Origin of the sequence: Streptomyces sp. NPDC001502, from assembly GCF_042894785.1 — a bacterium.
Taxonomy (GTDB): Bacteria; Actinomycetota; Actinomycetes; order Streptomycetales; family Streptomycetaceae; genus Streptomyces; species Streptomyces kutzneri.
Genome location: NZ_JBIAVW010000001.1, coordinates 529,925 through 542,230, shown reverse-complemented (window position 1 = coordinate 542,230; position 12,306 = coordinate 529,925). Strand labels below are relative to the sequence as shown.

The following is a 12,306-nucleotide window of genomic DNA, read 5'->3' as shown; positions in this document are numbered from 1 at the left end:
TCATCCACCGAAGTGGACGGGGTATCAACTTCTGGCGTTGATTTTTGGCACGCTGTTGAGTTCTCAAGGAACGGACGCTTCCTTTGTACTCACCCTCTCGGGCTTTCCTCCGGGCTTTCGTTCTGTTCTTGCGTTTCCGACTCTATCAGACTCTTTCGTGTCCGACTTCCTCGGTGCTTTCCAGGTTTTCGCTTTCGCGCTTTCCCTTTCCGGCGAGTCCGACTCTATCAGATCCTTTCGGGCCTGATCCCCAGTCAGCGGGGCTTGTCTTCCGGGCTGTTGGGCCCTTTCGACGAGTGAGACAGTAGCGGATTCCGTGCCTCCGAACCTAATCGGCGGCTGCGTCCTGGAACGCGGATTCCTCATTCGCAAATACGCATGAAAACGAGACGACGGAGTGCGTCGTTCGTTCGAATGTGTAGTGCGGGATGGCTGTCCGGGGACCGACCGGGGTCGGCGCTCACTTCGGACAACTCGAAGAACCTTACGGACCGGGTACACCTGTGTCAACCCCCGGCTGACCCGCCGCGCGGGATCCGTGAAACTCCCGCCGCCTTCAGCCCCTTCGGTCTACGCTGGGCCCATGACTACGCATGCGCTCACGCTCAGCCTTCGCTGGTGGGCCGCCTGACGGCGGCCGACCTTCCACGCGAGCACGCATGCGCTCACGGCCGCCGCTACGGCGGCCGTTTTTGTTTCTCCCCTCCCGGGAGTGGCTCGGTCGCCCGGCGCGGTGGCCACCGGCACCACTCACACACAGGGAGAGCAGGACATGACGACGACGAGGATCTTCAGCGGGATCAAGCCCACCGGACACCTGACGCTGGGCAACTACCTGGGGGCCGTGCGGCAGTGGGTCGAAGCCGACCTGACGCCCGAGTCCGCGCTGTTCTGCGTCGTCGATCTGCACGCGCTCACCGTCGAGCACGAGCCGGCCCGCGTACGAAGGCTGAGCCGGCAGGCGGCGACGCTGTTGCTGGCGGCCGGGCTGGATCCGCAGCGGTGCACCCTCTTCGTGCAGAGCCACGTCGACGAGCACACCCGGCTGGCGTACCTCCTGGAGTGCACCGCCACCGACGGGGAGCTGCGGCGGATGATCCAGTACAAGGAGAAGGCGGCGAAGGCGCGGGTCTCCGGGGAGGGCGTGCGGCTGTCGCTGCTCACCTATCCCGTGCTGATGGCGGCCGACATCCTGGCGTACGGCGCGCAGGAGGTGCCGGTCGGGGAGGACCAGCGGCAGCACGTCGAGCTGACGAGGGATCTGGCGGTGCGGTTCAACCAGCGGTACGGGCACACCTTCACCGTGCCGAAGGCGACGCTTCCGGCGGTGGCCGCGCGGGTCATGGACCTGCAGGACCCGACGTCGAAGATGGGGAAGTCCCACGAGAGCGGGGCCGGGATCGTCTATCTGCTCGACGAGCCCGGGGTCGTGCGCAAGAAGGTGATGCGTGCGGTCACCGACAGCGGGGACGGTGCGGTGGTCTACGACCGGGAGGCGCGGCCGGGGGTCGCCAATCTGCTGGACATCCTGGCGGCGTGTGCCGGGGGTGATCCGGCCGTGCTCGCCGAGGGGTACAGCGGCTACGGGGCGCTGAAGCGGGATGTCGCCGACGCGGTGGTCGAAGTACTGCGGCCCGTACAGGAGCGGCATGCGGAGCTGGCGGGCGATCCGGCGGAGGTGGAGAAGGTGCTGCGGGAGGGTGCCGGGCGGGCCAGGGAGCTGGCGCGGCCGGTGGTCGACCGGGCGTACCGGGCCATCGGGCTGTTGGAGCCGTGACGGGTGGGGGTCCCGCATGCCGTGGGGCCCCCACCGTACGGGTGTCTCAGCTGTTGCCGGAGGCGAGCTCGCGGCTGCGGTCGCGGGCCGCTTCGAGGGCGGCGATGAGGGCGGCGCGTACGCCGTGCTTCTCCAGCTCGACGATGGCGTTGATCGTCGTGCCGGCCGGGGAGGTGACGGCCTCGCGGAGCTTGACCGGGTGTTCGCCGCTGTCGCGCAGCATGACGGCGGCGCCGATGGCGGCCTGGACGATCAGGTCGTGGGCCTGGGCGCGGGGCAGCCCGAGGAGGATGCCGGCGTCGGTCATGGCCTCGACGAGGAAGTAGAAGTAGGCGGGGCCGGAGCCGGAGAGGGCGGTGGCCGCGTCCTGCTGGGACTCGGGGACGCGCAGGGTCTTGCCGACGCTGCCGAAGATCTCCTCGGTGTGGGCGAGGTGCGCCGCGGTGGCGTGGCTGCCGGCGGAGATGACGGACATGGCCTCGTCGACGAGGGCGGGGGTGTTCGTCATGACGCGGACGACGGGGGTGCCGGGGCTGAGCCGTTCCTCGAAGAAGGCGGTGGGGACGCCGGCGGCGCCGCTGATGACCAGGCGGTCGGCGGGGACGTGCGGGGCGAGCTCGTCGAGGAGTTTGGCCATGTCCTGGGGCTTGACGGTGAGGATGAGGGTGTCGGCGCGCTTGGCGGCCTCGGCGTTGGAGACGGCCTCGACCCCGTAGCGGGTGCGGAGTTCCTCGGCCCGTTCGGTGCGGCGGGCGGTGACGAGGAGCTTCGCGGCGGGCCAGCCGCCGCGGATCATTCCGCTGAGCAGGGCCTCGCCGATCTTGCCGGTACCGAGGACTGCGACTGTCTGGGTCATGCCCGATCCACCTCGCCGAACTGTTCTTGCGCGTGAGCTACGTCTACGTCCTCATCCTTGCACCCGGGCGGGGTGGGGGGAGGCGCTGTCCGGAGTGCGGTCAGGGGGTGCGGCGGCGGAGGGTGACCGCGCCGAGGGCGAGGACGAGCACGGCGCAGGCGGCGACGATCGCGGCGTCGCGGACGAAGTCGGCGGTCATGTCGGTGTGGGTGAGCACCTGGGTCATGCCGTCGACCGCGTAGGACATGGGCAGGACGTCGGAGAGGCCTTCGAGGACGGGGTGCATGGTGTCGCGGGCGGCGAAGAGGCCGCAGAGGAGGAGCTGGGGGAAGATCACCGCCGGCATGAACTGGACGGCCTGGAACTCGGAGGCGGCGAAGGCGGAGACGAAGAGTCCGAGTGCGGTGCCGAGGAGGGCGTCGAGGAGGGCTACGAGGAGGAGCAGCCAGGGGGATCCGACGACGTCGAGGCCGAGGGCCCAGAGGGCGAGGCCGGTGGCGAGCAGGGACTGGAGGACGGCGACGGCGCCGAAGGCGAGGGCGTAGCCGGCGATGAGGTCGCCCTTGCCGAGCGGCATGGCGAGGAGGCGTTCCAGGGTTCCGGAGGTGCGTTCGCGCAGGGTGGCGATGGAGGTCACCAGGAACATGGTGATGAGGGGGAAGATCCCGAGGAGTGAGGCGCCGATGCCGTCGAAGGTCTTGGGGCTGCCGTCGAAGACGAAGCGCAGCAGGGTGAGCATCAGTACGGGGACCAGGAGCATCAGCGCGATGGAGCGCGGGTCGTGGCGGAGCTGGCGCAGGACGCGGGCGGCGGTGGCGGTGGTGCGGGCGGCGTTCATCGGGTCTGCTCCCGGATGGCGGTGACGTTGGAGTCGGCGGCGTCGGCGGCGTCGGCGTTGGCGTTGGCTTCGTCGACGAGGCGCAGGAAGCCCTCCTCGACGGTGGTGGCGTGGGTACGGGTGCGCAGTGCGTCGGGGGTGTCCTGGGCGAGGATGCGGCCCTCGCGCATGAGGAGCAGGTCGTGGCAGCGCTCGGCCTCGTCCATGACGTGGGAGGAGACGAGGATCGTCGCGCCGCGGGTGGCGGTGATGTCGTGGAAGAGGTTCCACAGGTCGCGGCGCAGGACGGGGTCGAGTCCGACGGTGGGTTCGTCGAGGACCAGGAGCTCGGGGGTGCCGAGCAGGGCGACGGCGAGGGAGACGCGGCTGCGCTGGCCGCCGGAGAGGTTGCCGGCGAGGGCGCCGGCGCGGCTGGTGAGGTCGACGTCGGTGATGGCGCGGCTGACGGCGGCGGCGCGGCGGTCGGCGGCGGCGCGGCCGGGGTCGAGGACGGCGGCGAAGTAGTCGAGGTTCTGCCGGACGGTGAGGTCGTCGTAGACGCTGGGCGCCTGGGTGACGTAGCCGATGCGGGAGCGGAGCCGGGGGTGGCCGGCGGGGTGGCCGAGGACGTCGAGGGTGCCGGTGACGTGCGCCTGGGTGCCGACGATGGCGCGCATGAGGGTGGATTTTCCGCAGCCGGAGGGGCCGAGGAGGCCGGTGATGCGGCCGCGGGGGACGTCGAAGGCGATGGAGTCGAGGACGGTGCGGGGGGTGCGGCCGGTGCCGCGCCGGACGGTCAGGTCATGGGCGTGGACGGCGGCCGGGTCTCCCTCGGCCTGGTTATTCATCATGTGATGAATAATGCTCCTGGCGGTGCCACGACGTCAATCGCCGGGACGGAGGCGAGTGTGGGCCGGGGGTGTGGGCCGGGGGTGTGGGCCGGGGGTGTGGGCCGGGGGTGTGGATGCGGGCGCGGCTACGGCTGCGACTACGGCTGCGGGCTGCTTCTCGCCACCGCGCCGCGCGCGTGGCTACTTCTTGCGCTTGGGCCGGCGGGCGGCCGGGTTCCCCGTACGGGTGCTGCGACGGCGGGCGTATTCGGCCTGGGCGCGCTCGTATTCGGCGCGGCGGAGCTTCTCGCCCGGCGCCTCCCCGAGGCAGCGCAGGAAGTACGCGATCAGGGAGCCGATGAAACCGATCGCCTTCAGGCCCTTGAGGGCGGCCTCGTCGGAGGACGGGGCCGGGCGACGGCTGAAGGCGGCCCAGGTCTTGGTGAAGGCGATGGAGCTGGCGATCGCGAAGAGGACGACGACCGAGATGCTGAGGAAGGGGCCGACGTTGCCGATCTCCAGGCCCTCGTAGGCGAAGCGGAGCAGCAGGGCGGCGGCGACGGCGGTGGCCAGCGAGCCGATGGCGAGGCCGACGCGGCGCAGGGCGTAGCCGCCGTCGTGCTCGACCCAGGTGGTGCCGAAGAACGGGATCGGCTCGGGCTGCGGGCCGGCGGGCAGCGGGGCCTGCGCGGCCGGCTCGGCGGGGGTCTGGTCTCGCTGGTCGTCGCTCACATCAGCGATTATCCCTCGCCGGGCCGGTCGGGCCGGGTGTGTCTCACGTGGCAGACGGGTCCGGGACGGTCAGCCGCACTGGTTGGTGACGTAGCCGTCACTGCCGGTCTTCACGTACGCGTCGGAGACGAACCGGCCGTTGCCGATGCAGTCCCAGATGTCCGTCGTGCCGTACGGGCCCGAGACGGTGGTGCCCTCGCACTGGCAGCGGAGCGAGACGGTCGCGCCGAGCGGCAGGACCTCGATGACCGCATAGTTCGTGCCGGGGCCGTTGCGGACGTTCAGCCGGGCGCCGGGAGCGACCGGGAACATCGGGTACCCCGAGCCGGACGCCAGGCTCTCGACTTGGCTCGAATCGTTCTCCACCGACATGCGAAATCTCCCCCCATGGGTGTTGCCCTGTGCAACTCGCGCAGGGTAGCAGGACCTTGGAGATGCGCCGGGGTCATCGACTAGGCTCCGGCGGGGGTGGTGAGCGGTGCATTCGCTGCGCGCGGACTACGTGGGCTTTCCGGAGTACGCCGGGCAGTACCGGCTCGAATCGGTGCTCGGTTCCGGAGGGATGGGCGTCGTCCATCTGGCCACGTCCGGCTCGGGGCTGAAACTCGCCGTCAAGATCGTGCACCCCGAACACGCGGTGGACCCGGAGTTCCGGGCCCGGTTCCGCCAGGAGGTCGCCGCCGCGCGGCGGGTCAGCGGGGCCTTCACCGCGCCCGTCGTGGATGCCGATCCCGATGCCGAACGGCCGTGGATGGCCACCCTGTTCATCGACGCGCCCACGCTCGCCGAACGGGTACGGGAACAGGTCCTGGACCCCGTCGAACTGACCCGGCTCGCCGCCGGGCTGGCCGAGGCCCTGCGGGACATCCACCGGGCCGGAGTGGTGCACCGGGACCTCAAGCCCAGCAACGTGCTGATGGCTCCGGACGGCGTGCGGGTCATCGACTTCGGGATCTCGCGTCCGGCCGACAGCGACCTGCGGACCGAGACCGGGAAGCTGATCGGTACTCCGCCGTACATGGCGCCCGAGCAGTTCCAGCGACCGCGGGACGTCGGAACGGCCGCGGACGTCTTCGCCCTGGGGGCCGTGCTCGTGCACGCGGCGACGGGGCACGGACCGTTCGACTCGGACAGCCACTACCTGGTGGCGTACCAGGTGGTGCACAGCGAGCCCGATCTGACCGGGCTGCCGCCGCGGCTCGTACCGCTCGTCGCCCGGTGCCTGGCGAAGGATCCGGTGGAGCGGCCCACCGCCGAGGAGCTGATCGCCGAGATACGGGCGATCGCGTACCCGACGGCCGAGGACACCCAGGCCTTCGTGCCCCGGCAGCGGCAGCCTTCCGACGCGGACCAGGTCACGCACCGGCGGGCGCGGAGCGCCGTCGAGCCCGCTCCGGCCGGACGCCGAGGCCGCCTGGCCGTCGGAATCGGGGTCGGGCTGCTGCTCACCGGCGCTGCCGCGGTCGGCGGGTACTGGCAGTTCGGACCGGACGCCGGACACCCCGGCCAGATCGCCGCGCAGGCCGGTCCGGCGCCGCAGAAGAGCTTCGCCCCCTGGTCGGTCGCCTTGGGGAAACCCGGTACGGGCAGCCGGATCGGGGCCTGCTCCTGGCAGACGGCGGCCCTCTACTGCGCCGGGCCGGGCCTCGTCGCGGCCCGGCTGGACCCCGCGGACGGCACCACCGTGTGGGCGGTGGAGGCGACCGCCCAGGCGCCCCGGACGACGGCCCTCGGCGCGCCGGTCCACGCGGGCGGGCAGGTGCTCGTCGTGGCGCCGGGCAGCGAGACCCTCCAGGCGCTGGACCCGGGCACGGGAAAGGAGACCTGGCGGCGGAAGCTGCCGGGCGGCTCACAGGTGGTGACCGCGGGCGCGCACGTCCTGCTCGTGGGAACGACCGGCAGCGTCACCGCGCTGGACGCGGCCAGTGGCACACCGCGCTGGACCCAGCAGATCGGCGGGGTCGGCGCCGAGTGGTGGGGCGGCACGGACGAGTCCGGGGCGCCCGGGCTGTACGTGGCCACGCCCGGGAGCGACAGCGGGTCGACACAGCTCGCCGCGGTGGACCCGGCGACCGGAAACGTGCGCTGGCAGCTCCGGACGGCGGGGCGGCTGCGCCCGGTCGGCGTGGCACAGGGCGGGCTGTACCTGCTGGACCTCGACGCGTCCTCCCGGACCGGCGCGGTCGTGCGCGCCGACCTGGCCTCGCACGGGGTGCAGCGCGTGCGGCTGACGGCGCCGGTGTACGACGCGGAGCCGACGGTGGGCCAGGACGGCACCGTGTACCTGTTCGGGACCTCGGGCACGCTGGTCGCGGTCGGAGCGGGCAAGGAGCGGTGGCGGCTGGAGACGGGCGTGGCCGTGGCCTCCCGACCGGTGTTCGCCGACGGCCGGGTGTTCCTGACGGCCCCGGACGGACGGCTCCTGGCCGTCGACGCGGGCAGCGGACGGCCGGCGGGACAGACCAAGCCGCGCATGGCCGACAGCGGCACCAAGTACACCTCCACCCTGCCCGCGCCCGTGGTCGGCGGTGGGCGGGTGTTCACGGGGGCGCCCGACGGGTCGGTGTTCGCGGTGGGCGCGGGGGATCCGGGCGGATGGTGAGACGCCGGCGCCCCCGCACCGGAGGGTACGGGGGCGCCGGCGGAGTCGGTCGTCAGCCCAGGAGGGAGACGTCGCGGACCGCGCCCTTGTCGGCGCTGGTGGCCATCGCGGCGTAGGCGCGCAGGGCCGCGGACACCTTGCGCTCGCGGTTCTTCGGGGCGTAGACGCCGCCGAGGGCCTCGTGGCGGGCCGCCAGGGTGGCCTCGTCGACGAGGACCTCGATGGACCGGTTCGGGATGTCGATGCGGATCCGGTCACCGTCCTCGACGACCGCGATGGTGCCGCCCGAGGCCGCCTCCGGGGAGGCGTGGCCGATGGACAGGCCCGAAGTGCCGCCGGAGAAGCGGCCGTCCGTCACCAGGGCGCAGACCTTGCCGAGGCCACGGCCCTTGAGGAAGGAGGTCGGGTAGAGCATCTCCTGCATACCGGGGCCGCCGCGCGGGCCCTCGTAGCGGATGACGACGACGTCGCCCGCCTTGATCTCCTTGCGGAGGATCTTGTCGACGGCCTCGTCCTGGGACTCGCAAACCACGGCCGGGCCCTCGAAGGTCCAGATCGACTCGTCGACGCCGGCGGTCTTCACGACGCAGCCGTCGACGGCGATGTTGCCGCGCAGCACGGCCAGTCCGCCGTCCTTGGAGTACGCGTGCTGCACCGAGCGGATGCAGCCGCCCTCGGCGTCGAGGTCGAGGGTCTCCCAGCGCTTGGACTGGGAGAAGGCGGTGGCGGAGCGCTCGCAGCCGGGGGCCGCGTGCCACAGCTCCATGGCCGTGTCGGTGGCCGTCCCGGAGCGGGCGTCCCACTTGGCGAGCCAGTCCTCCAGGCCGTCGGAGTGGACGGTGGTGATGTCCTTGTTGAGGAGGCCGCCGCGGTGGAGCTCGCCCAGGATGGCGGGGATGCCGCCGGCGCGGTGGATGTCCTCCATGTAGTACGTGCCGCCGGGCGCCACGTTCGGCGCGACCTTGGACAGGCACGGGACGCGGCGCGAGACGGCGTCGATGTCGGTGAGGTCGTACTCCAGGCCCGCTTCCTGGGCGGCGGCCAGCAGGTGCAGGATCGTGTTCGTGGAGCCGCCCATCGCGATGTCGAGGGCCATGGCGTTCTCGAAGGCCTCGCGGGTCGCGATGCTGCGCGGGAGGACGGACTCGTCGCCGTCCTCGTAGTAGCGCTTGGTGATCTCCACGACCGTGCGGCCGGCGTCCTCGTACAGGGCGCGGCGGGCGGTGTGCGTGGCGAGGACCGAGCCGTTGCCCGGGAGGGCCAGGCCGATGGCCTCGGCGAGGCAGTTCATGGAGTTGGCGGTGAACATGCCCGAACACGACCCGCAGGTCGGGCAGGCGTTCTCCTCGATGCGGAGCACGTCCTCGTCCGACACGTTCTCGTTGGAGGCGTCGACCATGGCGTCGATCAGGTCCAGCTTGCGGACGGTGCCGTCGACGAGGACGGCCTGCCCGGCCTCCATCGGACCGCCGGAGACGAAGACGACCGGGATGTTGAGGCGCATCGCGGCCATCAGCATGCCGGGGGTGATCTTGTCGCAGTTGGAGATGCAGATCAGCGCGTCGGCGCAGTGCGCCTCGACCATGTACTCGACCGAGTCCGCGATCAGGTCGCGGGAGGGCAGGGAGTACAGCATGCCGCCGTGGCCCATGGCGATGCCGTCGTCGACCGCGATGGTGTTGAACTCGCGCGGGATCGCACCGGCGGCACGGATGGCGTCGGAGACGATGCGGCCGACCGGCGCCAGGTGGGTGTGACCGGGGACGAACTCGGTGAAGGAGTTGGCGACCGCGACGATCGGCTTGCCGATGTCCGCGCTCGCTACGCCCGACGCGCGCATCAGCGCACGTGCGCCTGCCATGTTGCGGCCGTGGGTGACGGTGCGGGACCTCAGCTCGGGCATGCGGTTTCACTCCCCATGAGTGCGGCTGTACGGTCAGCCGCGACTGCGGATATGGCTCAGATACGAGGCTACGCCCACCGCCCGCGATCCGGACACCGCGTCCGGATGCCGGGACGGCGGGCTCATTCCTCGGTCAGGTACCGCTGGAGCGTGGGCGCCACCAGAGCCACGATCTTCTCCGGGTCGGCGGACGCGAGGGGCTCCACCTGGACCACGTAGCGCAGGATCGCGATGCCGACCATGTGGGAGGCGGCGAGCTCGGCGCGGAAGGTCGGGTCGGGGACGTCGAGGTCGGCGGCGACGCGCTCCAGGAGCCGCCGCAGGACCAGCCCGCGCAGTACCTTCGCGGCGGCCTCATGCGTGAGAGCCGAACGGATCACGGCGAGCAGCGGGACCCGGGTGACCGGGTTCTCCCAGACGCCCAGGAAGTAGCGGGCGAGGCGTTCGCCGATGCCGTCCGGCCCCTCGCCGATGATCGCGGGGACCACCAGGGCGGGCTCGATGCTGACCTCGATGGCGGCGGCGAACAGGTCGTCCTTGCTGCCGAAGTAGTGGTGCACCAGCGCCGGGTCGACGCCGGCGACCTTCGCGATGCCGCGTACGGACGTCTTGTCGTACCCGCGCTCCGCGAACACCTCACGGGCGGCGAGCCGGATGCGCTCCTGGGTGCCGGGGCCGTCGTCGGCCTCGTCCTGCCGGGGCCGGCCGGGGCCGCGGCGGCGCGGCTTGGGTGCGTCGGGGGCATCGGGGGTATCGGTCACGGCCGGCGGGCCTTGTCGCGCTCGGCGCGGGTGGGGGTGGCGGGAGCGGCGGGGGTGGTGGCGAGGTGCAGGCGGGTGAAGGCCAGCGCCTCGGCGAGATCGGCCTCGCGCTCGGCGGAGGACATCGCCCGGCGGGTGTTCACCTCGATCACCACGTGCCCGTCGAACGAGGTCCGCGCGAGGCTCTCCAGCAGCTCGGCGCAGGGCTGCGTACCGCGGCCCGGGACCAGGTGCTCGTCCTTGGCCGATCCGTTCCCGTCGGCGAGGTGGATGTGCGCGAGCCGGTCGCCCATCCGGTCGATCATCGCGGTGGCGTCGGTGCGGGCGGTCGCGGTGTGCGACAGGTCGACGGTGAAGTGGCGGTAGTCGTCCTTCGTCACGTCCCACTCGGGGGCGTACGCGAGCATCTCGCGGTCGCGGTAGCGCCACGGATACATGTTCTCCACGGCGAACCGGACGTCGGTCTCGTCGGCCATCCGCCAGATACCGGTGACGAAGTCCCGCGCGTACTGGCGCTGCCAGCGGAAGGGCGGATGCACGACCACGGTGCTCGCCCCGAGCCGCTCGGCCGCGGCCTGGGCGCGCTGCAGCTTGGTCCACGGATCGGTGGACCAGACCCGCTGGGTGATCAGCAGACACGGCGCGTGCACGGCCAGGATCGGCACCCCGTGGTGGTCCGACAGCCGGCGCAGGGCGTCGACGTCCTGGCTGACCGGATCCGTCCAGACCATCACCTCGACGCCGTCGTAACCGAGGCGCGCGGCGATCTCGAAGGCGGTCGCCGTCGACTCCGGATAGACGGAGGCGGTGGATAGGGCGACTTTCGCGGTCGGGACACGGACTGGTTCTGCCACGAAGACAGGGTACGGGCCCGCAACGGCGCCCGACCGTGACGGCGGCCACGCGACTCCGGAAGGCGGGATCTGCCCCGCCCCTACGCCTCCGGCGCCGGCATGTGGTCCAGCCTGCGCAGGATCACGCCCTCGCGGAGGGCCCACGGGCAGATCTCCAGTTCCTCCACGCCGAAGAGGTCCATGGTGGCCTCCGCCACCAGTGCACCCGCCAGGAGCTGGTTCGACCGGCCCTCCGAAACGCCCGGGAGGGCCGCGCGCTGGACCGTGGTCATCGCCGCCAGGCGCGGGACCCACTCCTCCAGGGACTTGCGGCTCAGGTCCCGCTGGACGTACAGGCCCTCCGCCGAGCGGGCCGCGCCCGCGATGCGGGCCAGCTGCTTGAAGGTCTTCGAGGTCGCCACCACGTGGTCCGGCGCGCCGAAGCGGCGGAACTCGCCGACCGACCGGGCGATCTCCGCCCGCACGTGCCGCCGTAGGGCCCGGATGTCCAGCGCGTCCGGCGGGTCGCCCGGGAGCCAGCCCGAGGTGAGGCGGCCCGCGCCCAGCGGGAGGGAGACGGCCGCGTCCGGGTCCTCGTCGATGCCGTACGCGATCTCCAGCGAGCCGCCGCCGATGTCCAGGACCAGCAGTTTCCCGGCGGACCAGCCGAACCAGCGGCGGGCCGCGAGGAAGGTGAGCCGGGCCTCGTCCTCGCCGCTCAGCACCGGCAGGTCGACGCCGGTCTCGGCCTTGACCCGCGCGAGGACCTCGTCCGCGTTCGTGGCCTCGCGTACGGCGCTGGTCGCGAAGGGGAGGACGTCCTCGCACCCCTTGTCCTCGGCGGCCTGGACCGCGTCGCCGATCACCGAGACGAGCCGCTCGACGCCTTCGGGGGTGACGGCGCCGCGCTCGTCGAGCAGCTCCGCCAGCCTCATCTCCACCTTGTGCGAGTGCGCCGGCTGCGGGCGCGCGCCGGGGTGCGCGTCCACCACCAGCAGATGGACCGTATTCGAACCCACATCCAGCACACCGAGTCTCATAGGGGGAAACGCTACTGCGAGGAAGACTCGGGGGTTGTGTAAGGGGCGCATAGGCTTGGGTTTGTGCCAAATACGAAGAAGGCCAACAAGACCCGGTCGCAGAAGGACACGGGCAAGGACGCCGTCAAGAGCAAGGCGAAGGCCAAGGCCGACGC

Annotated in this window: 12 protein-coding genes; 3 read left to right on the top strand and 9 right to left on the bottom strand. The window is 71.8% G+C overall.

Translation table 11 applies throughout. The features are described 5' to 3' along the window. Both ACFY0D_RS02545 and trpS read left to right on the top strand, forming a co-directional pair. Positions 1 to 247: hypothetical protein (locus tag ACFY0D_RS02545; RefSeq protein WP_383397895.1), on the top strand; the 247-nt coding region annotated here is incomplete at its 5' end. Between the two features lie 525 nt (positions 248 to 772). Further along, positions 773 to 1,777 carry a tryptophan--tRNA ligase gene (gene trpS, locus ACFY0D_RS02540; RefSeq protein ID WP_390796558.1) on the top strand — a complete coding sequence of 335 codons (1,005 nt, stop codon included), beginning with the start codon at positions 773 to 775 and terminating at the stop codon, positions 1,775 to 1,777. A 46-nt stretch (positions 1,778 to 1,823) separates the two neighbouring features. On the opposite strand, the gene proC is transcribed toward trpS, so the two are convergent. The 5 genes from proC to ACFY0D_RS02515 form a co-directional block, all read right to left on the bottom strand. Further along, positions 1,824 to 2,633 (bottom strand): pyrroline-5-carboxylate reductase, encoded by an 810-nt coding sequence (gene proC, locus ACFY0D_RS02535; RefSeq protein ID WP_301368215.1) that lies wholly within the window; start codon positions 2,631 to 2,633, stop codon positions 1,824 to 1,826. 100 nt (positions 2,634 to 2,733) lie between these two features. Next, on the bottom strand, positions 2,734 to 3,471 hold the full coding sequence (locus ACFY0D_RS02530) for an ABC transporter permease (protein ID WP_390796557.1): 738 nt from the start codon (positions 3,469 to 3,471) through the stop codon (positions 2,734 to 2,736). Continuing rightward, on the bottom strand, positions 3,468 to 4,301 hold the full coding sequence (locus ACFY0D_RS02525; protein WP_390796556.1) for an ABC transporter ATP-binding protein: 834 nt from the start codon (positions 4,299 to 4,301) through the stop codon (positions 3,468 to 3,470). The genes ACFY0D_RS02530 and ACFY0D_RS02525 overlap by 4 nt, the downstream gene beginning before the upstream one ends. Positions 4,302 to 4,481: 180 nt before the next feature. After that, positions 4,482 to 5,012 carry a hypothetical protein gene (locus ACFY0D_RS02520; RefSeq protein ID WP_390796555.1) on the bottom strand — a complete coding sequence of 177 codons (531 nt, stop codon included), beginning with the start codon at positions 5,010 to 5,012 and terminating at the stop codon, positions 4,482 to 4,484. Positions 5,013 to 5,081: 69 nt separating this feature from the next. Then, the gene (locus tag ACFY0D_RS02515; RefSeq protein ID WP_390796554.1) at positions 5,082 to 5,384 is read right to left on the bottom strand and encodes a peptidase; all 303 of its coding nucleotides are present in this window, start codon (positions 5,382 to 5,384) and stop codon (positions 5,082 to 5,084) included. Between the two features lie 106 nt (positions 5,385 to 5,490). Here ACFY0D_RS02515 and ACFY0D_RS02510 point away from each other — a divergent pair, with 106 nt between their 5' ends. Continuing rightward, positions 5,491 to 7,614, top strand: a complete 2,124-nt coding sequence (locus ACFY0D_RS02510; RefSeq protein WP_390796553.1) for a serine/threonine-protein kinase — start codon at positions 5,491 to 5,493, stop codon at positions 7,612 to 7,614. A gap of 52 nt (positions 7,615 to 7,666) precedes the next feature. Here the strand turns inward: ACFY0D_RS02510 and ilvD are convergent, their stop codons facing one another. The 4 genes from ilvD to ACFY0D_RS02490 all read right to left on the bottom strand — a co-directional run bounded on the left by ilvD (position 7,667) and on the right by ACFY0D_RS02490 (position 12,151). Continuing rightward, on the bottom strand, positions 7,667 to 9,517 hold the full coding sequence (ilvD, locus tag ACFY0D_RS02505; protein WP_390796552.1) for a dihydroxy-acid dehydratase: 1,851 nt from the start codon (positions 9,515 to 9,517) through the stop codon (positions 7,667 to 7,669). A gap of 122 nt (positions 9,518 to 9,639) precedes the next feature. Then, entirely contained in the window at positions 9,640 to 10,278 is a 639-nt protein-coding gene (locus ACFY0D_RS02500) for a TetR family transcriptional regulator (protein WP_390796551.1), read from the bottom strand. After that, positions 10,275 to 11,132, bottom strand: coding sequence for a sugar phosphate isomerase/epimerase family protein (locus tag ACFY0D_RS02495; protein WP_390796550.1), 858 nt, complete (start codon positions 11,130 to 11,132; stop codon positions 10,275 to 10,277). Before ACFY0D_RS02495 ends, ACFY0D_RS02500 begins: the two co-directional genes overlap by 4 nt. Before the next feature lie 80 nt (positions 11,133 to 11,212). After that, on the bottom strand, positions 11,213 to 12,151 hold the full coding sequence (locus ACFY0D_RS02490; RefSeq protein ID WP_390796549.1) for a Ppx/GppA family phosphatase: 939 nt from the start codon (positions 12,149 to 12,151) through the stop codon (positions 11,213 to 11,215). Positions 12,152 to 12,306: the final 155 nt, after the last annotated feature.

Excerpts from the sequence above, each read along its gene's own strand:
- trpS (WP_390796558.1), top strand. The coding sequence starts at position 773 with ATGACGACGACGAGGATCTTCAGCGGGATCAAGCCCACCGGACACCTG.
- proC (WP_301368215.1), bottom strand. The coding sequence starts at position 2,633 with ATGACCCAGACAGTCGCAGTCCTCGGTACCGGCAAGATCGGCGAGGCC.
- ACFY0D_RS02530 (WP_390796557.1), bottom strand. The coding sequence starts at position 3,471 with ATGAACGCCGCCCGCACCACCGCCACCGCCGCCCGCGTCCTGCGCCAG.
- ACFY0D_RS02525 (WP_390796556.1), bottom strand. The coding sequence starts at position 4,301 with ATGATGAATAACCAGGCCGAGGGAGACCCGGCCGCCGTCCACGCCCAT.
- ACFY0D_RS02515 (WP_390796554.1), bottom strand. The coding sequence starts at position 5,384 with ATGTCGGTGGAGAACGATTCGAGCCAAGTCGAGAGCCTGGCGTCCGGC.
- ilvD (WP_390796552.1), bottom strand. The coding sequence starts at position 9,517 with ATGCCCGAGCTGAGGTCCCGCACCGTCACCCACGGCCGCAACATGGCA.
- ACFY0D_RS02490 (WP_390796549.1), bottom strand. The coding sequence starts at position 12,151 with ATGAGACTCGGTGTGCTGGATGTGGGTTCGAATACGGTCCATCTGCTG.